The sequence below is a fragment of the Bifidobacterium sp. LH_389 genome (genome assembly GCF_056357235.1).
In genome coordinates, this window is record NZ_JBKEVR010000002.1 from 96682 (window position 1) to 120873 (window position 24192).

The following is a 24192-nucleotide window of genomic DNA, read 5'->3' on the forward strand; positions in this document are numbered from 1 at the left end:
GTGTCTGACTTGGAACAAACTTTGCAAACGGTAACGCTGCTGGGGTCCACCGGCTCTATCGGCACGCAGGGGCTTGACGTCATTGCCCGCCACCCTGAACGCTTCACGGTGTTCGGTCTGGCCGCCGGCGGTTCGCACATCGAGCTGCTCGCGCGGCAGGCGGCCCGCTTCCACGCCCGTCACGTGGCCCTGTTCGACGCCTCGAAGGCCGGCGAGTTGCGCGAGGCGCTCGACGCCGCCGGCGCGAAGGGCGTGCAGGTGACCGCGGGCCCGCAGGCCGTGATCGACCTCGCCGGCGCAGGCGCGGACGTGGTGCTCAACGGCATCACCGGCTCCATCGGTCTGGAACCGTCCATCGCCGCGCTGCAGGCGGGCTCCCAGCTCGCCCTTGCCAACAAGGAATCCGTGGTGGCCGGCGGGCATCTGCTGTTCGATTCGCAGGTGCGTGCGCACCAGATCAATCCGGTCGACTCCGAGCATTCCGCCATCTGGCAGTCCCTGCGCTCCGGCACGCACGGCGAGGTGGCACGCCTCGTGGTCACCGCGTCCGGCGGCCCGTTCCGTGGCTGGAAGCGCTCCCAGATGACGAACATCACCCCCGAGCAGGCCCTCCACCACCCCACGTGGAACATGGGTCCGGTCGTCACCATCAACTCCTCCACCCTCATGAACAAGGGCCTCGAGGTGATCGAGGCGAGCCGCCTGTTCGACATTCCACCCGAGCGCATCGCCGTGACCGTGCACCCGCAGTCCATCGTGCATTCCATGGTGGAGTTCGTGGACGGTGCGACGATCGGCCAGGCCTCCCCGCCGGACATGCGCCTGCCCATCGCGCTCGGCCTGTCCGCCCCGGACCGTCTGCCCGACGTGGCCAGCCCGTGCGACTGGACCAAGGCCGCCGAATGGACGTTCGAGCCGCTGGATGACGAGGCGTTCCCCGCGGTGAGTCTGGCGCGCCACTGCCTCACCGCCTCCGAGAAGCATACGGCCGTGCTCAACGCGGCCAACGAGCAGGCCGTGCACGCGTTCCTGGACCATCGCCTGCCGTATCTGGGCATCGTGGACACCGTCAAGGCCGTGCTCGACGAGATGGACGCGGAGCTCAGGGGCAATCCGCGCTTCGCATCCGTGGAGGAAATGGGTCAGGTGGAGCATGAGGCCCGCGAACGCGCCGACCGTCTGATAGACAAGGCTGAGTGACAGTGAACAGTTCTTCCTTCCGCAAGACCGGCGAGGCCGCGTACGGCGAGTCGCCGTTGCATCCGCGCCGCAAGTCCCGCCGCATCATGGTCGGCCCGGTGCCAGTGGGCGGCGGCGCACCCATTCCCGTGCAGTCCATGACCAACACGCCCACCGTGGACGTGAACGCCACGCTGCGGCAGATCGGCGAGCTCGCACAGGCCGGCTGCGACATCGTGCGCGTGGCCGTGCCCAGCCAGGACGATGCGGACGCATTGCCCCAGATCGTGGCCAAGTCGCCCATCCCGGTCATCGCGGACATTCACTTCCAGTCCAAGTACGTGTTTCAGGCCATCGACGCGGGCTGCGCGGCCGTGCGCGTGAACCCGGGCAACATCCGCAAGTTCGACGAGGTCGGCCCCTCTATCTGCAAGGCCGCCACGGATGCGGGCATCTCCCTGCGCATCGGCGTGAACGCCGGCTCGCTCGACAAGGCCCTCTACGCCAAGTACGGCGGGCCCACTCCGGAGGCGCTCGTGGCCAGTGCGCTCAAGGAGGCGCACATGTTCGAGGACGTGGGCTTCCACGACTTCAAGATCTCCGTGAAGCACCACGACGTGGTCACCATGGTCCAGACCTACCGCCTGCTCGCCTCCAAGGGCGACTGGCCGCTGCACCTTGGCGTCACCGAGGCCGGCCCCACGTGGCAGGGCACCATCAAGTCGTGCCTCGCGTTCGGCGCCCTGCTGGCGGAGGGCATCGGCGACACGATCCGCGTCTCCCTGTCCGCGCCTCCCGTCGAGGAGGTCAAGGTAGGCTGCAAGCTGCTCGAATACATGGGTCTGCGCAAGCGCAAGTTCGACATCATCTCCTGCCCGAGCTGCGGGCGCGCGCAGGTGGACGTGATCGATCTGGCCAACGCGGTCACCGAGGGCCTCAAGGGCGTCACGGCGCCGATCCGCGTGGCCGTCATGGGCTGCATCGTCAACGGGCCCGGCGAGGCGCGCGAGGCGGACCTCGGCGTGGCGTCCGGCAACGGCAAGGGGCAGATCTTCATCAAGGGCAAGGTCATCGAGACCGTGCCGGAGGATCGGATCGTGGAGACCCTGCTCGCCAGGGCGCAGGAGATGGCCGCGCAGATGGAGGCGGAGGACTCTGACGGGACGAAGGCGCAGACCGGGCCGGTCGTCATCCCCATCCAGCATCCGAACCGGGGCTGAATCCTCCTCGCCGATTCCGTGGAATCGTATTCGGCGGCGGTAATTCGGTGGCGACTTGAGACACATGGCGGCCGTTTTGCGTCTCAAATCACCACCGGATCGGCGCGACACGCAGCCGGGACCGCACCCGGCCTTACGCCCCCGCCCTACGCCGTCGGCATACGCCGGCCGACCGCCGTCCCATGCCGACGGCTAGAATATGCCACGTGTCGATGCATGACGGAACGCCCGACGCACGGCCGATCGGCGGCGGGCAAGACAGCGCGAGGGATGCGCAGGGGACACGGCAACGGCCTGAGCGCAAGCCGCAGGAACCGCAGCAGCCGTGGAGCCCCCGGCGTCGCGTGCTCACCAGCCTGCCGATCTTCATCGTGCTGCTGGGCCTGCTCGTCACCGTCTCCAACCTATCCAACATCCCGTGGAACAACGAGCCGACCGGGCAGACGCTGGAGAGCCTGTCGGCGGATACATCCGTCACGTTCGAGAACCCGACCGGCGAGCCATTGCCTAGGCGCGGCACCTACGGGGTGCGGGTGATCGAGGACGACATCACCGTCACCCGCGCATCCACCGGGGAAACCGAACGCCTGCACGCCGTGGTTCGCATGCCCGAGGGAGCGAGCGGCAAGATCCCCGGCATCGTATTCATGCACGGGGCCGGCTACGGGCTTGCCCGGGATTGGTTCATCGACGTGGGCGACGACTTCGCCTCCGCCGGATTCGCCACCATCGCCATCGACAAGCCCGTGTGGAGCACCAACGACGTGACGCGCGACTACCCGGCCTCCGCGGACGCATACGAGCAGGCCGCCGAATACCTGCGCGCCCTGCCGAACGTGGACGGCGACCGCATCGGCATCTACGCCACATCGGAAAGCACGTGGATCTCCGCATTCCTGCTGGAGAAGGACCCGCGCATCGCCTTCCAGGTGCTCGTGTCCCCCATGGTCTACACGCCGCGGCATTCGCTGGGCTTCCTCGCCGCGCAGGATTTCGCGCTCGTGGGCGCCAATCCGGGCTACCAGTCGATCGTGCGGCGCATCTTCTCCGCGGACCTCGCCGCGTTCGGCCTGACGAACTTCGATCTGAACGCGGATACGCCGGCCCGCTACGCCGTCCCCACGTTCGTGGCATACGGCTCCAAGGACGTCATGACCGCGCAGGTGGAGGGCGCCGAGGAGATCTTCGAGCGCGCGCATGCCGCCGGCAACTGGGACGTGACGGTGCGCGACTACCCGGTCGGCAACCACGTGCTGCGCATCGGCGACGAGGAGGAAGGCGACACGAAGCTCGCCGACCATTTCGAAGACGACATGGTCGACTGGGCCGTGGGCAAGACACGCGGACTCACGCAGACGGGCGTGCGCGTGGCCGGGGCGGACATCTACCAGTCGATCGCCGTGCCGCAGGACCTGTACGGGCATCGCACGCTCACGTTCTACATGGTCATCCTCCATGTGCTGGCCGTCGTCATGTTGCTCGTGGCCGGCATCCTGTGGCTTGTGGCCCTCGTGCGGCGACTGGTCTACCTCAAGCGTCACCGGCGCTGGCACGGGCCGGCCCTCGGGTTCCTCCACGGCTTCGGCGGCATTCTGACCGCGTTGTTCCTTACCACGCTGGCCGTGCTCTACCTGTTCGGCTCGGGCCTGGCGCAGGTGGTGCTCGAGGTGGTCTCGCTCGTGTGGGGCGCGGCGCCCAGCAGCCCGGACATCGTCTACTGGAGCTGGCCCGTGATTCAGGCGGTCTGCACCGCGGTGGTGTGGGCGTGGGCGCGCGTGCTGGCCCGACTGCTGGAAGTGGCCCAGCTGCGCGGCTACACGCGCATGGGCGGGCGCGAACTGATGCGCCAGACTCGCAGCGGCGAACTGGTGCGGCGCATGCGCGAGCCGATCATCGCCACCACCCGCTTCGCCCGCGTGCTGTTCTGGGTGACCGCCGTGGCCATGTTCTGCGTGCTGCTTGTGTTCGCCTTCTGGGGCATGTTCATCTACTGACGGGCGGGGTGGATTGACGGATGCCGCTGTATCGTGACGAAGGCGTGGTGCTGCGCACCGCGAAACTGGGGGAGGCCGACCGGATCGTCTGGCTGTTCACGCGCGGGCACGGCAAGGTGCGCGCGGTGGTCAAGGGCGTGCGGCGTACCCGGTCCCGGTTCGGGGCGCGGCTGGAGCCGTTCATGCGCGCCGACGTGCTCGTCAACACCGGCCGTTCGCTCGACGTGGTCTCCCAGGCCGCCACGATCGCCGCCTACGCGGACCGGATCGTGTCCGACTACGAGGCGTACACCGCCGCCAACGTGATCGTGGAGACCGCGGACAAGGTGGTGGCCGCGGAACGCGAACCGGCGCCCGACCAGTACCGGCTGCTCATTGCGGCGCTTGCGGCCCTGGCGCGCGGTGTGCACAGGCCCGAGGCGGTGGGCGACTCGTACGTGCTGCGCGCGCTCGCCCTGGCCGGCTGGAGCCCGCGGCTCGCCTCCTGCGTGGTGTGCGGGCGTACGTGGGAGGAGGCCGGACGGACGGGGGAGCGGTATTTTTCCGTGCCGGCGGGCGGGCTTATGTGCGAGGCCGACCACACGCCCGAATCCCGGCGTCTGGGGCGGGGCGTGGGGGAGCGGCTGCGCGCCCTCGTGGACGGCGACTGGCGGGTGCTGGACGGCGGCGAACCGGGCGGCGACGTGCCGGACGGCGGGCTGGACCCGCAGACCAGGCACATCGTGGAGGAGTGGGGCGCATACTATCTGGAGCGGCCGATTCGTTCACTGCGGTTGCTAGATTAGCGGGTATGGCTTTTGAGAACGTCGACTACACGTCGCTGGACATCCCCGCGGCCCCGTTCAGCAACCCTGCGATCATCCCCGATTTCCCGAAGAACAAGGTGCCGCGCCACGTGGGCGTCATCATGGACGGCAACGGGCGGTGGGCCCAGCAGCGCGGACTGATCCGCACCGATGGGCATCAGGCCGCCGAACCGGTGGTGTTCGATACGATCGCCGGTGCGATCGAGGCGGGCGTGCGCTACCTGAGCCTGTACACGTTCTCCACGGAGAACTGGAAGCGCTCGCCTCAGGAGGTGCGCTTCCTCATGGGCTTCTCGCGTGAGATCATCCATCGCCGCGTGGCGCAGATGGACGAGTGGGGCGTGCGCGTGCGCTGGTCGGGCCGCCGGCCGAAGCTGTGGAAGTCGGTGATCGACGAGCTTGAGGTGGCCATGGAACGCACCAAGCGCAACAAGACCATCGATGTGGTGTTCTGCATCAACTACGGCGGTCGCGCGGAGATCGCCGACGCCTGCGCCGCCATTGCGCGCGAGGTGGCCGCCGGACGCATCAAGGGCGACCGCGTGACGGAGAAGATGATCGCCGACCACCTGTACAATCCGGACATTCCCGACTGCGATCTCGTGATCCGCACCTCCGGCGAGCAGCGCACCTCCAACTTCCTGCCGTGGGAGGCCGCCTACGCCGAGCTCGACTTCGTGCCCGAACTCTTCCCCGACTGCGGTCGCGAAGTCCTGTGGCGCTCCATCGACCACTACATCCACCGCGATCGGCGGTTTGGGGGCGTCAAACGATAAGACGAAAGCCCGGTGGGCTTTCGTCCGTTTGACGCCGAGCGGCCCCCTACGGGCCGCGAGGTAACGTTGAGTCCGGCCGTAGGCCGGTCAATAATTGCAGGACGTCAAACGATAAGACGAAAGCCCGGTGGGTTTTGCGTATCTTTACGCTGAGCGGCAGCGCACAGTCCGGTGTTTTGCCGGTCGTAGATACTGTGCGATCCTTCCACGGGCCGCGAGGTAGCCATTGCGCCCGGTCGTGAGGCCGGTCCGTGATCGCAGGACGCAAACGATAGCAACGATCGCTGGCTGTGCGAGGCGTTGCCGCGGCCGGTCGCGTACATGGAAGTCTGCGACCGGCCGCATCGCGTTACGGGCTGGCCCGTGGAACGGTCCGGCGCGCATGCATGCCTGCACCGGGCTGTATGCCAAGCCTCGCATCGGCCTCCCGTGCAAATCATGGCAATCGATTGACCATCCGTTTTTCCGCCGCCACATAATGAAGCCGCGTTCGCCGGACGACCCGGTCATCGGTCTCCGGCAGAGCGGGCACAGGGCTGTGCACGCGGCGAAGTTGCCGCGCGTATGCATGGAATGCAAAGGAAAGGAATTGCCATGCTTGGACGGAACAGGAACTGGCGGATAGCGGTGCCGGCGGCCATCGCGGCGGCCTCCATGGCGTTGGCGGGCTGCGGTTCGGCCGGCGGAGGCGGCGGCACGGCGGCGGACGTCAAGCCCGCGGACGGGGACGTGACGCTCACGCTCAACTGGTGGGGCTCCAACAACCGCGTCAAGCTCACCACCGAGGCGATCGCCGCCTTCGAGAAGTTGCACCCGAACATCCACGTCGAGCCCACCTATTCGGATAACTCCGGCTACTGGGACAAGCTGGCCACATCCATCGCCGGCAAGGAAATGCCGGACGTGGTGCAGATGGACGAAGCCTATCTGGCCTCCTACGCCACGCAGGGCACCCTGTACGACATGTCCGCCCTCACCGACTACCTCAAGACCGACACCATGGATGCCGCCCTGCTCGACACCGGCAAGGTCGACGGCACGCTGTACGCGGCACCGATCGCTTCCACCGTGTACGTGACCGTGGTGAACAACGACATCCTGAACAAGCTCGGCATCACCCTGCCGGACACGGACACGTGGACGTGGAGCGACTTCGAGCGCATCTGCAGTCAGGTCGTGGAGAAGTCCAACGGCGAATACACCGCGGTCTCCCCGATGAACAACCCGATGAGCCTGTCCATGTGGGCCCGCCAGCACGGCGAGGAGCTGTACGACGGCAACAGGGTGTCCATCAAGCCGGAGACGCTGGCCGAGTACCTGCAGCTCGCCTATGACTGGACGCACGGCGACGAGATCGCCGGCACGCCGGACAGCATGTCCGAGCAGATGTCCGGTACGTGGGAGCAGAGCGACATGGCCAAGGGCAAGCAGGCGTTCGGTTTCGCATTCACCAATCAGGTCTCCTCGTACATGAAGACGCTGGGCACGGAGAATCTCTCGCTCGCGGCCATCCCCAGCGACGACCAGAGCACGAAGTGGATGTACCTGAAGCCCTCCCAGTACTGGGCCGTCGCCGCCACCACCGAGCATCCGGCCGAAGCGGCCATGCTGGTCGACTTCCTCATCAACAACGACGAGGCGGGCACGATCCTCGGCACCGAGCGCGGCATTCCGGCCAACACCGCCATCCGCGACGCCCTGACCGCGTCCGCGTCCGGCGGAGACAAGGTGGCCATGGAATTCCACAAGGGCGAGACCGATCGCATGGGTTCCGCAGCGGCGATCACCCCGAACGGCGCCTCCACGCTGCAGAAGATGACGCCGCGCTACGAGCAGGAGGTGGCGTTCGGCCGCATGAGCGCGATCGACGCCGCGAACGCGCTCATCGCCGAGCTGCAGGGCAACATCGATTCCGCGGCCTGATCCGTAGCCTGATCCGTAGTCTGGGCCGCCGTCCGATCGTTTGTGACGATGCCGTGCAAATCATGGCAACGGAAACGGCGATCGGCGGCACGGCCCCACATACTGGAATCACTCGCAGGAAACGATTGACGTAGATCGCTTCCGTCCCCATGGGGACATGCACAGGACGTGCCGCCAAGCAACGATGCGTAGCGCCACGTCAGGGAAAGGAAAACACCATGCAGAACAAGAATTGGCGCATCGCGCTCCCCGCCGTCATCGCGGCGGCCTCCATGGCACTCGCCGGCTGCGGCGCCGCAGGCAACGGCGGCAACGGCGGCGAGGTCAAGGCCTCCGACGGCGACGTGACCATCACCCTCAACTGGTGGGGCTCGAACAACCGCATCAAGCTCACCGAGGAGGCCGTGGCCGCGTTCGAGAAGCTGCACCCGAACATCCACGTGGAAATGTCGTACTCGGACAACTCCGGCTACTGGGACAAGCTTGCCACCTCGATCGCCGGCAAGGAGATGCCGGACGTGATCCAGATGGACGAGCAGTACCTCGCCTCCTACTCTTCGCAGGGCGTGCTGTACGACATGAACGGTCTGGGCGAGTACCTCAAGTCCGATGACATCGACAAGACGCTGCTGGACACCGGCAAGGTGGACGGCGCCCAGTACGCCATGCCGATCGCCTCCACCATGTGGGCCGTGTCCATCAACAACGATCTGCTCAACAAGTACGGCATCACCCTGCCGGATACCGAGACCTGGACGTGGGACGACTTCGAGAAGGTATGCAAGGAGGTCGTGGCGAAGTCCGGCGGCAGCGTGATCGGCTCCGTGCCGAACAACAACCCGATGAGCCTGCAGCTGTGGGCCCGCCAGCACGGTGACAGCCTCTACAAGGACGGCAAGATGGCCATCAAGCCCGAGACGCTGGCCAGCTACCTGCAGATGGCCTACGACTGGTCGCACGGCGAGAACGCCATCACCGGCTCCCCGGACCGCACGTCCGAGCAGATCGTCACCTCGTTCGACCAGAGCGACATGGCCAAGGGCAATCAGGCGTTCGGGTTCGTGTACACCAACCAGTTCAACACGTACATGAAGACGCTGGGCGAGAACCTCACCCTGGCTCCGCTGCCGAGCGACGACAACAGCATCAAGTGGTCGTACCTCAAGCCCTCCATGTACTGGTCCATCGCGGCCGGCACCGAGCATCCGGCCGAGGCGGCCATGCTGGTCGACTATCTGGTGAACAACGTGGACGCCGGCAAGATCCTCGGCATCGAACGCGGCATCCCTGCCAACAAAACCGTGCGCGAGACGCTCATGCAGACCACCACCGGAGGCGAGAAGGTCGCCCTGGAGTTCCACGCCGCCCAGGCGGACAAGCAGGGCGACGCCCCGGACATCACCCCGAACGGCGCGTCCTCGCTCATCAAGACCACGCAGCGTTACGAACAGCAGGTTGCGTTCGGCGACCTGAGCGCTACGGACGCCGCCAACCAGATGATCAAGGAGATGCAGAACGAAATCGATACCGCATCCTGACCGCTGATTTCCTGCTCCTCCCTCTTCCTTGATCTTCCTTGACAGCAGGCGGGGCTCCCTTTCCGAATCGTTCGGAGGGGAGCCCCGCCTGCTGTCGTCTTGCCGGGCGCTTGCCGGGCGCGCCTCACCACGTGCCGATCGGCGCGGCCACCGCGTCCAGCACCGTGAGCAGATCCTGCGGATTGACGCCCACCGAGAACCCGCGCTTGCCGCCGGACAGCAGGATCCGGTCATACTTGAGCGCGCTCTCGTCCAATACGGTCTTGTGATGCACCTTCTGCCCGAGCGGGGAGATGCCGCCCACCACGTAGCCGGATTCGCGCATGGCCACCTTCGGATCCGCCATGCTGGCCTTCTTGGCACCCACCGCGGCCGCCAGGGCCTTGAGATCCATGTGACCGCTCACGGGCACCACGCCCACCACGCGTTCGGAGCCGGTGTCCGCCATGAGCGTCTTGAACACCTGATGCTCGTCGAACCCGAGCTTGGTGGCGGCCTCCACGCCGTAGCCGTCGTCCATGTGGTCGTTGGAATGCTCGTATTCGTAGGTCTCGAACGGCACGCCGGCCTGTTCGAGCTGCAGCGTGGCCGGCGTGGAGCCCTTGCCCTTGCCGTCTTTGCCCTGTTTTGCTTTCTTGCTCATGGGTATTGTTCTACCGCGGCGGCTGTACGGACTGCGTCAACCGGCGCATACGAAAATCCCCCGACCGGACGAACCGATCGGGGGATTTCACACACCTAGCTACGCGTAACTACGCGCGAGGCTTCCGGGGAGCTCAGTCCTCGGAGATCTCGGCGAAGTACAGCAGGGTACGGATCATGTTGCAGGTGAAGCCGTACTCGTTGTCGTAGAAGGAGACCGTGCGGGCCATGGTCACGCCGTCAACGGTGTTGACGTCGGTCTGGGTCGGATCGAAGACGCCGCCGTGGGTGTCGCCGATGATGTCGGAGGAGACGATCTCGTCAGCGTTGTAGCCGAAGTACTCGGTGTTGGAGAAGGCCTCCTTGAAGGCCTCGTTGATCTCTTCCTTGGTGGTGTTCTTCTCGAGCACGGTGGTCAGCTCGGTCACGGAGCCATCCGGGACCTGGATGCGCTGGGCGTGGCCCTGCAGCTTGCCATTGACCTCCGGGACGACCTTGCCGATGGCCTTGGCGGCGCCGGTGGAGTGCGCGATGGTGTTGATCGCGGCGGCGCGGTTGTTGCGGGCCTTCGGGAAGCGCGGGCCGTCCAGGATCATCTGGGTGCCGGTGTAGGCGTGGATGGTGGTCATGAAGCCGGCCTTGATGCCGAACTTGTCGTTCAGCAGCTTGACCATGGCGGCCATGGAGTTGGTGGTGCAGGAGCCGGCGGACACGATCACGTCGGAGGCCTTCAGGGTCTCGTGGTTCACGCCGTAGACGATGGTCGGGGTGGTGTCATCCTTGGCCGGGGCGGAGATGAGGACCTTCTTGGCGCCGGCGTTGATGTGGGCCTGGGACTTCTCGGCGGAGGTGTAGAAGCCGGTGCACTCGAGCACGTACTCGACACCGTCGTTCTTCACCCACGGGATGTTGTTGGCGTCCTTCTCGGCGTAGACCTTGTACTCCTTGCCGTCGACCACAATGGCGTCGTCGGTGGAGGTGACCTCGACGGGGGTGCCGTCGTCGTGACGGAAGGTGCCGTGGGTGCTGTCGTACTTGAGCAGGTAAGCCAGCATGGAAGGAGTGGTCAGATCGTTGATGGCGGCGACTTCGATATCGCCGGCCTGACCGCCGCGAGCCTGCAGCTCGAAGATGCGACGGAAGGCGAGACGACCGATACGACCAAAGCCGTTGATACCAATCTTAACTGTCATGTAATTCTCCCTTGTAGGGTGTGTTTACCAACATCACCTACTGTAATGCGCCGCCTGTACTTACGGCAACGTTGTCTGGCATGTTTTCGGACGGCGTTCAGAGCCACGTTTGTGAGCGTTCACCTACCTGCTCCCGCCTCCCGCGCCTGGGGCGCGAGGATGGACGAGACCTGCGTGCTCAACGGTCCCAGATCCCCCTCGAACGTGCGGAAGCGCGTCACGGTCGGGATCGGAGCCTCGGCGGGGAACGTGACGACGAGCGTGCCGCGCCGCACGCTGATCGCGCAGGGCGTATCCTGCAGGAACTCGTTGCTCACGCCCTGCACCACGGTGTTGGTGAGCTCGCCGTGGCGCAGCTGGTATTTGAGACCGGGCTCGTTCACATCGTGGGACACATCCGAATGCGAGAACACGGAGACCATGCGGCCGGGCGCCACCCGGTTCGCCGGGAATGCCAGCTCGCCGTCCGTGATGGCGGTGACCGTTATGCCGTCGCCGTGCAGGAACCCGATGGCCCCGCGCTCGGAGAGCAGCGCCATGAGCTGCACGTTCGCCAGCGTGTGGTCGAGCCGGCCGCCGAGCCCGCCATAGATATGGAATTCGCGGCAGCCGTGCAGCCATCCGGCCTTGAGCGCGGAGAGCATGTCCGGGTCGTCCTTCTGCGGCGGCAGCGCGATGGTGCGTTCGCCGGGGGCGGGACGGGTGCCCTCCAGAGAGTCGAAGTCGCCGATCGCCATGTCGGCCGTCACGCCGAGCGCACGGGTGTGGTCCAGCCCGCCGTCCGCCGCGATCACGAGCGCCCCCTCCGGCACGACGGGACGGTTGAGCGGGCCGGAGTAGTATTCTCCGGCGCCGAAAATCACGCATACGTTCGTCATGCGTCCCACTGTAGCGCCCGGCGGGGCGTGCGTCGGGCGATGCAGCGGGCGACGTCGCCGGCATGCCGGAAGGAAGCGGACCGGACCGCCGCCTTCGCGGCCCCGGGCTGGTAGGCTCGGCTGGTGTGCGGCATGCTCGGGCCGGGCGATGGCCCGGAGGCGGGCGGTCCCCACGAACCGAACAAGGGAGGTCGGCATGGTCAAGGCGGCGGAAGAGGTCCGGGAGCGCCCGATCCTCAAGTCGAAGGTGTTCCTGTACGTCACGGAGTTCTTCTCCGGCATGGCGGTCATGGCGGCCGAACTCGGCGCGTCCCGTCTGCTGGCGCCATACTTCTCCAGCTCGCAGATCGTGTGGACCATCATCATCGGCACCATCATGATCGCCCTCGCGCTGGGCGCCGTGTTCGGCGGGCGCTGGGCCGACCGAAACCCGGACCCGGACCGCCTGTACCGCCGCATCCTCATCGCCGCCGCGTGGATCGCGCTCATCCCGCTCGCCGGCAAGTACCTCATCATCCTCATCTCCGGGCTGCTCATCGTCACCGTGTCCACGAACTTCCTCGTCGTGGCGGCGTTCGTCTCCTGCATGATCATCTTCGTGCCGCCCCTGTTCCTGCTCGGCACCGTGACCCCGGGCCTCAACAAGTTCGCCACCGACTCGCTGGAGAACAACGCCAGCGTGGTGGGCCGCCTTTCCGCGTGCAACACCATCGGCTCGATCCTCGGCACGTTCCTGCCCACGTTCGTCACCATTCCCGCCGTGGGCACGTTCGTCACGTTCCTCATCTTCTCCGGCGTGCTCATGGCCATTCCCGTCGCGTACTTCATCGCCGCACGCACCAGGCTCGTCGCCAGCGCCGTGGCCGTGGTCGCGTTCGTCGTCTCCGCGGTGGCCTCGCCGCTGAGCGGATTCGCGTTCTGGGAGACGAACCTGGCCTACGAAGGCGAGTCGATCTACAACTATCTGCAGGTCAAGGACCTCAAGGACCGCACCATCCTGTCCACCAACGTGCTGTTCGGCGTGCAGTCGGTGACCATGAAGTCCGGCGAGCTGACCGGCATGTACTACGACACGGCCCTCGCCGCGCCCGCGCTCGCCGACCGCGCGCAGTCCGCGCTGGTGCTTGGCATGGGTACCGGCACGTACGCCCGCCAGCTCAAGCGCTACTACCCGGGCATTGAGGTGACCGGCGTGGAGATCGACGAGAAGATCACCGATCTGGCCGGCCGCTACTTCGATGAGCCTGCGGACATTCCCGTGACCACGTACGACGGGCGCGCATGGCTTTCCGCCAGCCGGGACACATACGACGTGATCATGGTCGACGCCTATCAGGACATCACCATCCCGTTCCAGATGAGTTCCGCGGAGTTCTTCCGCCTCGTGCGCTCGCACCTCAATCCCGGTGGCGTGATGGTGGTGAACATGAACATGATCTCCGACGGGGAAGGCTCCATCAACGAGGCGCTCACCGATACGATCGCCTCCGTGTTCGGCGCGTCCAACATGTTCACCGCGGACGTGCCGGGCGCCACGAACCGCGAACTGTTCGCCAAGGCGGGCGGCTCCGACGGTTCCGGGGCAGGCATGGGCGCGTCCGCGGTCGCATCATTGCCCGACGTGACGCGCGAACGCACCGGGGATGCCCGGCTCGAGCGGTACATGGACGATGTGGCCTCGCGGCTTACGGCGGTGAATGAGCCCGGCGCGGACGCCACGATCCTCACGGACGACAAGGCGCCCGTGGAGCTGCTGGGCATGCGGGCCATCGACGGATTGATTGCCGAGCAGGCCGGCCCGTACCGCGAGATTCTGCGTACCGAGGGCATCGGCGGGCTCATCAAGGCCGTGCGGTAGGGGCGCGCCGGCGATGTTGCAACCGATGGCATGACATTGCGATACCCGTGCGGCGGGGATTACGCTCGGCCCCATGGGCATTTGGCAGTTTCTCTTCCTGATCCTCGCCGGCATCGCCGCCGGTTTCGTAGGCTACAGCGTCGGTCTGGCCTCGCTGGTCTCGTTCCCCGCCACGCTGGCGGTGGGCGTGCCGCCGGTCATGAGCTCGGCCACCAACACGGCGGGCAATGTGGGCATCACCATCGGCGGGTGCTTGGGCGCACGGCCGGAATTGCGTGCGCGCAAGCAGCTGGCGATCATCTATGCGGCGCTCGGTCTGGTGGGCGGCGTGATCGGCGCGCTGCTGCTGCTCAAGCTGCCGGCGCGGTTCTTCGAATACTCGGTGCCGCCGTTCATCGCGGTCAGTGCGCTGCTCATTCTGGTCAGGCCGAAGAAGTCCGCGGCGCAGGGGCGCGTTGCCACCGAGACCGGGGGAACCGCCGAGTCCGCCGCTGCCGGTCACGCTGAAGGACGTGCAGCCGAACCGATCGCGGAGCCGTCCGTCGCGTCTGCTGACGGTCCGCAGGCCGTCGACTTCGCGCACGACCCCGGCCGCAGTCCCGTCATGCTGGCCGCCATGGCCCTGCTTTCCGTCTACTCGGGGTATTTCGGCGCCGGGTCGGGTACGGCCACGCTCGCCGTGCTGTCCGTCGGCAAGGTGGGGCCGTACGCACAGATCAACGCGCTCAAGACCATCGGCTGCGGATTCGGCAACATCTCCGCCACCGTGGTGTTCATCGCCACCGGCGTGATCCACTGGCCGGCCATGGTCGCGCTGTTCATCGGCTCCACGATCGGCTCGCGTCTGGCGCCGGCCGTGGTGCGTCGCGTGCCGGAGCGGATCATGCGCGCGTTCGCCTGCGCGGCCGGATTGGTGCTCGCCGTGTATCTGGGCGTGCGCTACTATGGCTGAGCGGTTGAAAGGCCGGGTCGCAGCGGGCTGCTGAGGATTGCGACGGACTGCGCGACACGCCGGCCGGTTCTCGCATGTGCTACACTATGCAAGGCTTGAGAAATCAAGAAAGCGGATTTTCCCACCTGGAAGCCTTTCATGGCTTCGGGTTCAAGGCAATAGCCTATCGCGGCCATGCCCTGTTGAAGGCATGCAAGCCGCGCGAACGATCGCTTCGCCCATATGGTGCGTCGCATTTCGGCATGCCTCGAACGCAGGATGGGGACTGACGCGACGAAGGCATCGAGGAATGGAGTCATCATCAGCGACGAACCACGGATTAACGACGAGATTCGCGTCTCCCAAGTACGCCTGATCGGCCCGAACGGCGAGCAGGCGGGGGTTATCGCAACCTCGGTCGCGCTGAACCTGGCCAAGGAGGCGAACCTCGATCTGGTCGAGGTGGCGCCGAATGCGAAGCCTCCGGTCGCCAAGCTCATCGACTACGGCAAGTTCAAGTACAACGAGAAGATCAAGGCTCGTGAGGCTCGCCGCAACCAGAGCACGGCGGAGATCAAGGAGATTCGCTTCCGACTGAAGATCGACGAGCATGACTTCGATGTGAAGAAGGGCCATGTGGTCCGTTTCCTCACCGGCGGAGACAAGGTCAAGGTCACCATCATGCTGCGTGGCCGTGAACAGTCCCGCCCGATCGGCGGCGTGGAGCTCCTCGAGCGTCTGGCGGCCGATGTCGCGGAATACGGCACCGTCGAGTCCGCGCCCAAGCAGGAGGGTCGCAACATCCTCATGACGCTTGCGCCCAAGGGCAAGAAGGTGCACACCCAGTCCGAGCAGCGTCGTCGCGGCGATCAGTCCCGCGCCGAGCGTCAGGCCCGTCAGGCCGCGCGCTTGGCGGCCAAGCAGGAGGCCCAGGCTCAGGCCGCGGCCGAGGCGAAGGCATCCGTCAAGCAGACTTCCGCAACGAAGAACACAACCAAGGAGGGCAGCAATGCCGAAGATGAAGAGTAATTCCGCCGCTTCCAAGCGCATCCGCGTCACTGGTACCGGCAAGCTGATGCACGTCGGTAGCTCCATGCGCCACAACCTGGAGCACAAGTCCGCCCGCAAGCGTCGCGCCCTGTCCCGCGACGAGCTGGTGGCCGCCAACGAGGTCAAGCGCCTCAAGGTCATGCTCAACAAGTGAGCGCTGCTCGCAGTCGATAGACATAAGACATTAGAAAGCTGAGGAATAGATTATGGCACGTGTCAAGCGCGCAGTGAACGCCCACAAGAAGCGTCGCGTCGTTCTCGAGAGGGCTTCCGGCTACCGTGGCCAGCGCTCCCGCCTGTACCGCAAGGCCAAGGAGCAGCTGCTTCACTCCTTTAACTACAACTTCCGCGACCGCAAGGCGCGCAAGGGTGACTTCCGCAAGCTGTGGATCCAGCGCATCAACGCCGCCGTCCGCGCTGAAGGCATCACCTACAACCGCTTCATCCAGGGCCTGCGTCTGGCCGGCATCGAGCTCGACCGCCGCGCTCTCGCCGAGCTGGCCGTGTCCGATCAGGAGGCCTTCAAGGCCATCGTGGACGCCGCCAAGGCCGCTCTGCCCGAGGACGTCAACGCTCCCGTTGAGGCCTGAGCTGAGCTCCGGTTGCCGGTCCGCATGACTGCGTGACCGATATCGTGCTGAAACCCCGCCGTTGCGCGGGGTTTTCGCATACTTGGCGGCAAGCTTGGCGGCGGCTTGGCGGCGGTCCCGTGGCGGTCCGGTTCACGCGATGTTTTGGCGCGCATCTTGTGAACCGGAAAACCGCACATAATTGCACATGGCCTTGTTGGTATGATGCGGTTTGCAAGGGCTGATCGCGCATGAGGCCTTGTGCGGTCCGGTTCACAAGATTTTTTGGAAGTCATCGTGTGAACCGGAAATTCGCCGAAGGAGCGGGAATCAGGAGCGGAAACCATGAAATTCGTCGTTGCACCCGACTCGTTCAAGGGGTGCATGAGCGCCAAGCGTGCCGCCGAAGCCATACGCGAAGGCCTCTCCCGCGTGTTCCCGGACGCCGAATACGTGCTGGTGCCCATGGCGGACGGCGGCGAAGGCACCGTGCAGGCTCTCGTGGACGCCACCGGGGGCGTGTTGCGCACCGCGACCGTGCTCGACCCGCTGCAGCGGCCGGTGAACGCCGCGTATGGTCTGCTGGGGAATCTGGGGAATGCGCCGACCGGCCTGAAGACCGGCGCGTCGGCCGGAGGCTCGGCGGACGGTCATGCCGCGGTGCCCGGATGCGCCGCGGTGATTGAAATGGCGGCGGCGAGCGGCATCCAGTTCGTGGGCGACCATACCCGCAACCCTCTGGAAACCACCACGTTCGGCACCGGGCAGCTCATCCGGCGTGCGTTGGACGACGGGGCGCGGACCATCATGCTGGGGCTCGGTGGCTCGGCCACCAACGACGGTGGCGCCGGCATGGCCGAAGCGCTCGGCGTACGGTTCCTCGACGCGGCCGGCAATCCGATTCCACGCGGCGGCGGGCATCTCGACCGTCTGGAGCGCATCGACATGTCCGGCCTTGACCCGCGGCTCGCCGGGACACGCATGATCATCGCCTCGGATGTGACGAATCCGCTGGTCGGCCCGCACGGCGCTTCGGCGGTGTTCGGACCGCAGAAGGGCGCCACACCTCAGATGGTGGCCCGCCTCGACGCGAACTTGACCCACTATGCCCAAGTGGTGGAACGCGCGACCGGCATCGACGTGGCGCACGTGCCCGGCTCTGGCGCGGCGGGCGGTCTGGGCGCGGGACTGCTCGCCTTCACGGGCGCGACCATGCGCGCGGGCGTGGAAGTCGTGGCGGATGCGGCCCGCCTTGCCGCGTGGGCGGCCGACGCCGACTGGTGCTTCACCGGCGAGGGCGGCATAGACGCCCAGACGCAGTACGGCAAAACACCGGTGGGCGTGGCCCGGGCCGTGCATGACGGCAATCCGCGCATTAGCGTCGTGGCGCTCGCCGGGCATGTGGGAGACGGCATCGAGGAGCTGTACGGCATGGGCATCGACGCGATCTTCGGCATCGTGCCCGGCGCGGTCGGTCTGGACCAAGCGCTGGCCGACGGCCCCGAGAACCTGGCCCGCACGGCCGAAAACGTGGCCCGTCTGATCCGGGCCGGCAGCGGCAGGTGAGGTGGCCTGTGATTTCCTCCGTGTGGCCTGTGACTCCTGATGGGTGACCCGTGGCGATGGGTGCCCCGGCGTCCCAGCGTTCCGGCGAACCCACGTTCGATAGAATGTCTCGCATGACGGATGAAACGGAGGTCAGTACGCACGCAGGCGGCTTCGATGGGCTGCTGGAGCGGTTTCTCGCGCACATCGACGTGGAGCGAGGGCTCGCCAAGGCAACGGTCAAGGCGTACGAGTCCGATCTCAGACGGTATGCGGTCTGGCTCGGGGACGAGCGGGGGCGCGCGCGGATCGGCGAGGTGACCAAGCAGGACGTGGAGGACTACGTAGCCGCGCTCGATGCCCAGGGCGAATCCGCCCGCTCGAAGGCCCGCAGGCTCGCCTCGATCCACGAGCTGCACAAGTATGCCGTAGCGGAAGGCCAAGCCCCGGCCGACGTATCCGCCGCGGTCAAGGCGCCCAAGGCCCCGGGCACCCTGCCGGACGTGCTCACCATAGACGAGGTGTTCTCCCTGCTCGACCATGCGGGAACGGGCGACGGCACGGACCCGGTGAGTCTGCGGGACCGGGCGCTGCTCGAATTCATGTACGCCACCGGGGCGCGCGTGTCCGAGGCGGTCGGCGCCAATCTGGACGACGTGGACACGGACGAGCGCGTGGCCCGGCTCATGGGTAAGGGCTCCAAGCAGCGGCTCGTCCCGCTTGGATCGTACGCGTGCGAAGCCCTGCGACGGTACCTCAACATGGGGCGGCCCGAGCTGGAACGCCGCGGCAAGGGCAAGGTGCCGGAGCGGCGGGCCGTGTTCCTCAACAAGCGGGGGCGGAGGCTCTCCCGGCAGTCGGTGTGGGAGATCATCCGGGACGCCGGCGCGCGGGCGCACATCACCAAGCCCCTACACCCCCATACGTTGCGGCATTCGTTCGCCACGCATCTCATCCAGGGCGGGGCGGACGTGCGCTCGGTGCAGGAGCTGCTCGGACACGCGAGCGTGACCACCACGCAGATCTACACGCACGTGAGCCCGGAGAACCTCATCGAAACGTATCTCACCAGCCATCCGCGCGCCCGATGACACCGGCACGTCGCTCGGCCGGTCCGTCACGGATGTTGGTATGGTGGATGCTATGCCTACGGATTTGCTTGGACGCGACTATGAGACCTTCCCCGTACCCCCGACGCTGGAGCGGCACGGGCCTGCGCGCGTGATCGCCATGTGCAACCAGAAGGGCGGCGTAGGCAAGACGACCAGTTCGATCAACATTGCCGGGGCGTTGACCATGTACGGTCGGCGCGTGCTCATCGTGGACTTCGACCCGCAGGGCGCCGCGACCGTGGGATTGGGCATCAACGCGAACAACGTGGACAACACCATCTACACCGCGCTGTTCAACCCGCGCATGGACGTGCACGACGTGGTCCAGCACACCCGCTTCCCGGGGCTGGACATCATCCCCGCGAACATCGACCTGTCCGCCGCGGAGATCCAGCTCGTCACCGAGGTGGGCCGCGAGCAGGTGCTGGCCGGCACGCTGCGCCCGCTGAAGGACGAGTACGACGTGATCATCATCGACTGCCAGCCGTCCCTTGGCCTGCTCACCGTGAACGCGCTGACCGCGGCGGACGGCGTGATCATCCCCGTGGCCGCCGAGTTCTTCGCCCTGCGCGGCGTGGCGTTGCTCATGCAGTCCATCGAGAAGGTGCAGGCGCGCATCAACCCCGGGCTGGAGATCTACGGCGTGCTGGTGACCATGTACACGCGCACCCTGCATTCCGAGGAGGTGCTGCAGCGCATCTACGAGGCGTTCAAGGGCAAGGTGTTCCACAGCGTGATCACCCGCTCCATCAAGCTGCCGGACGCCACGGTGGCCGCCGCCCCCATCACCATGTACGCCCCGGAGCACAAGACCGCCAAGGAATACCGCGAGGTGGCCCGCGAGCTGGTCGCGCGCGGGGTGGTGGGCTGACCGCGGGCGCGTGACGTTCCGTGGCTGATTCCGTGGCTGAGTCGCTGACCGGCGGTCCGGTCGATGTCGGCGGGCAGATGGGTGAGACGGAGGTCGATGCCGGCTTTCTGGTGAACCTTGACGTGTATTCCGGTCCGTTCGACGCGCTGCTCGGCCTGCTCGCCAACCGACGGCTGGACCTGACGGAGGTCTCGCTCGCCGCGATCACCGAGGAGTTCCTGCAGTACGTGAAAACCTTGGATTTCCGGCGTTCCATGGATGAGGCCAGCGCGTTCGTGGACGTGGCGTCCATTCTGGTGGAGGCCAAGAGCGCGGCGCTGCTTCCCGGCGACGAGCAGGGCAACCGCGACGAGCAAAGCATGGAGGCCCTGCGCGAACGTGACCTTCTGTTCGCTCGGCTCCTGCAGTACAAGGCATTCAAACAGGCCGGCGCCGACTTCCGTGCGCGCATGGCGGACAATGCCGGCCGGTTCCCCCATCCCCCCTACATGGATGCGGCGGTCGGGGCGATGCTGCCGGAACTCGCGTGGACGCTCGGCCCGCTCGATCTGGCGCGTCTCGCCGCGAACGCGATCGCCAACGCACCGGCCACCGAGGTGAGCGTGCATCAGCTGCATGTGCCGCTCGTGGATCTGAAGCTGCAGGCGGCGATCGTGCGCGACCGGCTCAGGGCACGGGCGGGCGAGGCGGTCGCATTCTCCGAGCTCATTGCGGATGCGGCCGAACGCGTGGAGATCGTGGGCCGGTTCCTCGCGTTGCTGGTGTTCTTCAAGCAGGGCGCGGTGCAGTTCCGGCAGGACGGACCGTATGAGCCGCTGTGGCTGCGCTGGGTGGCCGGCGGGCGGGACGGCGGAGCGCAAGGCGCAGGCGACGGCATGGACGACGGGCCGGACGTGGCCGAGACGATCAGCGAGGGGGATTTCGCATGACGACTGACGTGACCGAGACAAGCGGTTCGAACGCTGTGGCAATGTTTGGCTCGGACTGGTCGCCGGACGATTTTCCCGGCGGCCTGCCCGCCTGCCTCGAGGCGATCCTCATGGTGGCCGACCAGCCGCAGTCCGAGGCCGATCTGGCCCGTGTGCTCGGCGTGGGCGAGTCTGCCGTGGGGGAAGCGCTGCGGGCGCTCGCGGACCGGTACGACGCGGAGTTGCGCGGCTTCGAGCTGCGGCACACCGCGCGCGGCTGGCAGTTCGCCAACCGGGCGGCGTTCGAGCCGGTCGTCGCCGCGTTCGTGACCGACGGGCAGACCGCACGGCTCAGCCAGGCGGCGCTGGAGGCGCTGGCGATCATCGCATACAAGCAGCCGGTGACGCGTGCGCAGGTCGCGGCGATCCGCGGGGTGAATTCGGACGGCGTGATCCGTTCACTCACCGTGCGCGGCCTGGTGCGCGAGGACGGCGTGGACCCGGAGTCGCGGGCGGCGCTGCTGGCCACGTCCGGGCTGTTTCTGGAGAAGATGGGACTTGACTCGCTTGACCAGCTGCCCTCGCTCGCGCCGTTTCTTCCCGCTTCGGCCGTCGCCGCGGAGGAGGACTGAGCCTGCCCCGACGCCGGGGCCGCATGGCATGGCACGGTCGTGCCCCTCGACACGCATGACTATTAGTCAACTTGACCATTAGTGATACTCTCTGCCCTGACCAGAAAGGGGAGTGCGCATGGGATACGGCAACGTGAGCGAACGGTTGCGCCAACCGCCGCAGGTGGGAGTGTCGGTGGTGATCCTCGCGCTCGACCCGGACAGCGAGCACGGCCGGCTCTGGCTGCCGCTCGTCCGTCGCGTCCGCCAGCCGTTCCTGGGCTGCTGGGCCCTGCCCGGCGGCGGCATTCGGGGCGATTGCACGCTCGCCCAGTCGGCCTACCTTGCGCTCGAATCCACCACCGACCTGCACCCGAGCTATCTGGAGCAGCTGCATGCGTTCGGCGGCCCGGACCGCTCGCGCGGCGGACTGCCCATGGTCTCGATCGTGTACTGGGCGCTCGTGGGGCAGGCCGAGGCGGGAGATTTCGCCGAGCGCGACAACGTGCGCTGGTTCCCCGAGGACGCCCTGCCCGCGCTGGGCATCGCCTTCGACCACCGCGAGATCATCGCCTACGCGCTGGCCCGCCTGCGCACGCGCATCGAATACCCGGACATCGCGGCCCGTCTGGTGGGTCCCACGTTCACGCTGCGGCAACTGCATGGCGTGTACGAGGCGGTCACCGGAACCGTGCTCGACCTGCCGAATTTCCGGCGCAAAATGCTCTCGTCCGGGGAGATCGAGGAAACGGGTCAGACGCTGCGCGAGGGACGTCACCGCCCGGCCGCCGTCTACCGGTACGTGCCGCGCGCGGACGACGGCGATCGCCCGTACGCCTATGCGCTGACCGGTGACCGGCTCGCCGCGCTCGACGCCCGCGTGCGTTCGTCCGTGACCCCGGCCGTCTCGCCCGTCGATGACGCGATGTCCGCGCTGACCACCGTGTAGGAAGCGCGATACAGACGGGGAAGACTCAGGAGAAGATTCAAGAAAAGAGGAATCCATCATGTCAGCAACAACGCAGCAGGCGCAGTCCGCGCCGGCGCAATCTGCACAACCCGACCGGCCGGAGCGGCTCACGCGCAACGAGCGTCTGGACCGTCTGCCGTTCAACAAGGCGCACCGCAAGCTTCTGGTCGCGTCCGGCATCGGCTGGGCGTTCGACGCCATGGACGTGGGGCTCGTGTCCTTCGTGGTGGCCGCCATCGCCGCCGACCCCCACTTCAACCTGACCGCCACCGAGAAGTCGTGGGTGCTGTCGATCGGATTCATCGGCATGGCGATCGGTGCGGCGCTCGGCGGGTACGTGGCCGACCATGTGGGCCGCAAGACCGTGTTCACGGCCACGCTGGTGATCTTCGGCGTGGCGAACGGCGGCATGGCGCTCGCCTGGTCGCTGGCCGTGCTGCTGATCGCCCGCTTCGTGATCGGCTTGGGACTCGGCGCGGAATTGCCGGTTGCCTCCACGCTGGTGAGCGAATTCTCGCCCACCAGGCAGCGCGGCCGCATGACGGTGCTGCTGGAGTCCTTCTGGGCCGTGGGCTGGATCATCGCCGCGTGCATCGGCTACTTCGTGATTCCGAACACGGGGGACTGGGGCTGGCGCTGGGCGCTGCTCATCGGCGCGCTGCCGCTGCTGTATGCGATCGTCACGCGCGTGCATATTCCCGAATCCGTGCGATTCCTCGAGTCGAAGGGGCGCGAGGACGAGGCGGAGAAGGCCGTGCGCTACTTCGAACAGGCCGGAGGAGTGGCTGCGGTGCCCTCGCCCAAGGGCAAGCCGTTGCCGAAGATCCGCACGCGCGAGCTGTTCGGTTCCAAGTACATCGCCCGCACCGTGGCCATCTGGGCCACGTGGTTCTTCGTGAACTTCTCCTACTACGGCGCCTTCACGTGGATGCCCTCGCTGCTGGCCTCCCAGTTCGGGTCGCTGACCAAGTCGTTCGGCTACACGCTCATCATTTCGCTCGCCCAGCTGCCCGGCTACTTCCTGGCCGCGTGGCTGGTGGAGATCTGGGGACGCCGCTGGACGCTCGCCGTGTTCCTGGCCGTGTCCGCGGTGGCCGCGTTCGCATTCTCCCAGGCCGGTTCCGTGGCGGCCGTGCTGGGCATCGGCATGCTGCTGTCCGCCTCCAATCTGGGCGCGTGGGGCGTGCTGTACGCGGTGACGCCGGAGATCTACCCGACTCGTCTGCGTGCCGCCGCAGCCGGTGCCGCCGCAGCGTGCGGTCGCGTGGCCGCCATCATCGCCCCGCTGCTCATGCCGTGGTTCCTCGGCCTTGCGGGCGGCAACAAGTCCGTGGCGTTCGTGGTGTTCGCCGTCGCGTTCGTGCTCGCCTGCGCCGCCGCGCTGTGCCTTCCGGAGCGTCGCGGCCTCGAACTGGAGGACTGAGCCGCTGCGGGTCCCTGTGCGTGCCCCCGCATGCTCCGCGGGCTTGGGTTGCTTCGGAAGCTCCTGTTTGCCGCCCCAAAATACGGGCTGCGCGGACTGAAATCCGCGATTCACAGCACTATTGGTCCGTTTTTCGACCAATTTCCGACCCGATCGTGCTGTGAATCGGCGGAATCGGTCTGCGCAGCCCGTATT

22 protein-coding genes are annotated in these 24192 nt (G+C 66.7%); 19 read left to right on the forward strand and 3 right to left on the reverse strand.

The annotated features are described in order from the left end of the window. The first annotated feature begins 9 nt into the window (after nt 1-9). From dxr to AC1AZA_RS02880, 7 genes are all read left to right on the forward strand, one after another. Nucleotides 10-1200, forward strand: a complete 1191-nt coding sequence (gene dxr / locus AC1AZA_RS02850; RefSeq protein WP_476513480.1) for a 1-deoxy-D-xylulose-5-phosphate reductoisomerase — start codon at nt 10-12, stop codon at nt 1198-1200. Next, nucleotides 1197-2399, forward strand: a complete 1203-nt coding sequence (ispG, locus tag AC1AZA_RS02855; RefSeq protein WP_476513241.1) for a flavodoxin-dependent (E)-4-hydroxy-3-methylbut-2-enyl-diphosphate synthase — start codon at nt 1197-1199, stop codon at nt 2397-2399. Before dxr ends, ispG begins: the two co-directional genes overlap by 4 nt. A 212-nt stretch (nt 2400-2611) precedes the next feature. Next, nucleotides 2612-4393, forward strand: coding sequence for an alpha/beta hydrolase family protein (locus tag AC1AZA_RS02860; RefSeq protein ID WP_476513481.1), 1782 nt, complete (start codon nt 2612-2614; stop codon nt 4391-4393). A 20-nt stretch (nt 4394-4413) separates the two neighbouring features. Then, the gene (gene recO, locus AC1AZA_RS02865) at nt 4414-5178 is read left to right on the forward strand and encodes a DNA repair protein RecO (RefSeq protein ID WP_476513242.1); all 765 of its coding nucleotides are present in this window, start codon (nt 4414-4416) and stop codon (nt 5176-5178) included. A 5-nt stretch (nt 5179-5183) separates the two neighbouring features. Continuing rightward, the gene (locus AC1AZA_RS02870; protein ID WP_476513243.1) at nt 5184-5975 is read left to right on the forward strand and encodes an isoprenyl transferase; all 792 of its coding nucleotides are present in this window, start codon (nt 5184-5186) and stop codon (nt 5973-5975) included. A gap of 594 nt (nt 5976-6569) precedes the next feature. Then, on the forward strand, nt 6570-7898 hold the full coding sequence (locus AC1AZA_RS02875) for an ABC transporter substrate-binding protein (RefSeq protein ID WP_476513244.1): 1329 nt from the start codon (nt 6570-6572) through the stop codon (nt 7896-7898). Between the two features lie 218 nt (nt 7899-8116). Beyond that, on the forward strand, nt 8117-9436 hold the full coding sequence (locus AC1AZA_RS02880; RefSeq protein WP_476513245.1) for an ABC transporter substrate-binding protein: 1320 nt from the start codon (nt 8117-8119) through the stop codon (nt 9434-9436). A gap of 124 nt (nt 9437-9560) precedes the next feature. Here AC1AZA_RS02880 and ybaK read toward each other — a convergent pair whose 3' ends face one another. From ybaK to AC1AZA_RS02895, 3 genes are all read right to left on the reverse strand, one after another. Next, nucleotides 9561-10079, reverse strand: a complete 519-nt coding sequence (ybaK, locus tag AC1AZA_RS02885) for a Cys-tRNA(Pro) deacylase (RefSeq protein ID WP_476513246.1) — start codon at nt 10077-10079, stop codon at nt 9561-9563. Nucleotides 10080-10212: 133 nt separating this feature from the next. After that, complete coding sequence (gap, locus tag AC1AZA_RS02890) at nt 10213-11271, reverse strand: type I glyceraldehyde-3-phosphate dehydrogenase (protein WP_476513247.1); 1059 nt, start codon at nt 11269-11271, stop codon at nt 10213-10215. A 119-nt stretch (nt 11272-11390) separates the two neighbouring features. Beyond that, nucleotides 11391-12149 (reverse strand): thiamine diphosphokinase, encoded by a 759-nt coding sequence (locus AC1AZA_RS02895; protein WP_476513248.1) that lies wholly within the window; start codon nt 12147-12149, stop codon nt 11391-11393. A gap of 196 nt (nt 12150-12345) precedes the next feature. Between AC1AZA_RS02895 and AC1AZA_RS02900 the strand changes: the two genes are divergently transcribed. The 12 genes from AC1AZA_RS02900 (at nt 12346) to AC1AZA_RS02955 (ending at nt 23997) form a co-directional block, all read left to right on the forward strand. Continuing rightward, nucleotides 12346-14007 carry a spermidine synthase gene (locus AC1AZA_RS02900; protein ID WP_476513249.1) on the forward strand — a complete coding sequence of 554 codons (1662 nt, stop codon included), beginning with the start codon at nt 12346-12348 and terminating at the stop codon, nt 14005-14007. Nucleotides 14008-14080: 73 nt separating this feature from the next. Further along, on the forward strand, nt 14081-14959 hold the full coding sequence (locus AC1AZA_RS02905) for a sulfite exporter TauE/SafE family protein (protein WP_476513250.1): 879 nt from the start codon (nt 14081-14083) through the stop codon (nt 14957-14959). Between the two features lie 258 nt (nt 14960-15217). After that, the gene (gene infC, locus AC1AZA_RS02910; RefSeq protein ID WP_476513251.1) at nt 15218-15967 is read left to right on the forward strand and encodes a translation initiation factor IF-3; all 750 of its coding nucleotides are present in this window, start codon (nt 15218-15220) and stop codon (nt 15965-15967) included. Next, on the forward strand, nt 15948-16142 hold the full coding sequence (gene rpmI, locus AC1AZA_RS02915) for a 50S ribosomal protein L35 (protein ID WP_476513252.1): 195 nt from the start codon (nt 15948-15950) through the stop codon (nt 16140-16142). Before infC ends, rpmI begins: the two co-directional genes overlap by 20 nt. Before the next feature lie 52 nt (nt 16143-16194). After that, entirely contained in the window at nt 16195-16578 is a 384-nt protein-coding gene (gene rplT, locus AC1AZA_RS02920; protein ID WP_476513253.1) for a 50S ribosomal protein L20, read from the forward strand. Between the two features lie 324 nt (nt 16579-16902). Further along, complete coding sequence (locus tag AC1AZA_RS02925; protein ID WP_476513254.1) at nt 16903-18123, forward strand: glycerate kinase; 1221 nt, start codon at nt 16903-16905, stop codon at nt 18121-18123. A gap of 113 nt (nt 18124-18236) precedes the next feature. Further along, a complete protein-coding gene (gene xerD, locus AC1AZA_RS02930; protein ID WP_476513255.1) occupies nt 18237-19193 on the forward strand; it encodes a site-specific tyrosine recombinase XerD in 957 nt (318 codons plus the stop codon). 52 nt (nt 19194-19245) lie between these two features. Further along, nucleotides 19246-20085 carry a ParA family protein gene (locus tag AC1AZA_RS02935; RefSeq protein WP_476513256.1) on the forward strand — a complete coding sequence of 280 codons (840 nt, stop codon included), beginning with the start codon at nt 19246-19248 and terminating at the stop codon, nt 20083-20085. A 77-nt stretch (nt 20086-20162) separates the two neighbouring features. Beyond that, complete coding sequence (locus tag AC1AZA_RS02940) at nt 20163-21014, forward strand: segregation and condensation protein A (protein ID WP_476513482.1); 852 nt, start codon at nt 20163-20165, stop codon at nt 21012-21014. Nucleotides 21015-21055: 41 nt separating this feature from the next. Then, a complete protein-coding gene (gene scpB / locus AC1AZA_RS02945; protein ID WP_476513483.1) occupies nt 21056-21625 on the forward strand; it encodes an SMC-Scp complex subunit ScpB in 570 nt (189 codons plus the stop codon). Between the two features lie 118 nt (nt 21626-21743). Continuing rightward, a complete protein-coding gene (locus AC1AZA_RS02950) occupies nt 21744-22553 on the forward strand; it encodes an NUDIX hydrolase (RefSeq protein ID WP_476513257.1) in 810 nt (269 codons plus the stop codon). Between the two features lie 58 nt (nt 22554-22611). Next, nucleotides 22612-23997 carry an MFS transporter gene (locus tag AC1AZA_RS02955; protein WP_476513258.1) on the forward strand — a complete coding sequence of 462 codons (1386 nt, stop codon included), beginning with the start codon at nt 22612-22614 and terminating at the stop codon, nt 23995-23997. Nucleotides 23998-24192: the final 195 nt, after the last annotated feature.

Excerpts from the sequence above, each read along its gene's own strand:
- AC1AZA_RS02860 (WP_476513481.1), top strand. The coding sequence starts at position 2,612 with ATGCATGACGGAACGCCCGACGCACGGCCGATCGGCGGCGGGCAAGAC.
- recO (WP_476513242.1), top strand. The coding sequence starts at position 4,414 with ATGCCGCTGTATCGTGACGAAGGCGTGGTGCTGCGCACCGCGAAACTG.
- AC1AZA_RS02870 (WP_476513243.1), top strand. The coding sequence starts at position 5,184 with ATGGCTTTTGAGAACGTCGACTACACGTCGCTGGACATCCCCGCGGCC.
- AC1AZA_RS02875 (WP_476513244.1), top strand. The coding sequence starts at position 6,570 with ATGCTTGGACGGAACAGGAACTGGCGGATAGCGGTGCCGGCGGCCATC.
- AC1AZA_RS02880 (WP_476513245.1), top strand. The coding sequence starts at position 8,117 with ATGCAGAACAAGAATTGGCGCATCGCGCTCCCCGCCGTCATCGCGGCG.
- ybaK (WP_476513246.1), bottom strand. The coding sequence starts at position 10,079 with ATGAGCAAGAAAGCAAAACAGGGCAAAGACGGCAAGGGCAAGGGCTCC.
- gap (WP_476513247.1), bottom strand. The coding sequence starts at position 11,271 with ATGACAGTTAAGATTGGTATCAACGGCTTTGGTCGTATCGGTCGTCTC.
- AC1AZA_RS02895 (WP_476513248.1), bottom strand. The coding sequence starts at position 12,149 with ATGACGAACGTATGCGTGATTTTCGGCGCCGGAGAATACTACTCCGGC.
- AC1AZA_RS02900 (WP_476513249.1), top strand. The coding sequence starts at position 12,346 with ATGGTCAAGGCGGCGGAAGAGGTCCGGGAGCGCCCGATCCTCAAGTCG.
- AC1AZA_RS02905 (WP_476513250.1), top strand. The coding sequence starts at position 14,081 with ATGGGCATTTGGCAGTTTCTCTTCCTGATCCTCGCCGGCATCGCCGCC.
- infC (WP_476513251.1), top strand. The coding sequence starts at position 15,218 with ATGGGGACTGACGCGACGAAGGCATCGAGGAATGGAGTCATCATCAGC.
- rpmI (WP_476513252.1), top strand. The coding sequence starts at position 15,948 with ATGCCGAAGATGAAGAGTAATTCCGCCGCTTCCAAGCGCATCCGCGTC.
- rplT (WP_476513253.1), top strand. The coding sequence starts at position 16,195 with ATGGCACGTGTCAAGCGCGCAGTGAACGCCCACAAGAAGCGTCGCGTC.
- AC1AZA_RS02925 (WP_476513254.1), top strand. The coding sequence starts at position 16,903 with ATGAAATTCGTCGTTGCACCCGACTCGTTCAAGGGGTGCATGAGCGCC.
- xerD (WP_476513255.1), top strand. The coding sequence starts at position 18,237 with ATGACGGATGAAACGGAGGTCAGTACGCACGCAGGCGGCTTCGATGGG.
- AC1AZA_RS02935 (WP_476513256.1), top strand. The coding sequence starts at position 19,246 with ATGCCTACGGATTTGCTTGGACGCGACTATGAGACCTTCCCCGTACCC.
- AC1AZA_RS02940 (WP_476513482.1), top strand. The coding sequence starts at position 20,163 with ATGGGTGAGACGGAGGTCGATGCCGGCTTTCTGGTGAACCTTGACGTG.
- scpB (WP_476513483.1), top strand. The coding sequence starts at position 21,056 with ATGTTTGGCTCGGACTGGTCGCCGGACGATTTTCCCGGCGGCCTGCCC.
- AC1AZA_RS02950 (WP_476513257.1), top strand. The coding sequence starts at position 21,744 with ATGGGATACGGCAACGTGAGCGAACGGTTGCGCCAACCGCCGCAGGTG.
- AC1AZA_RS02955 (WP_476513258.1), top strand. The coding sequence starts at position 22,612 with ATGTCAGCAACAACGCAGCAGGCGCAGTCCGCGCCGGCGCAATCTGCA.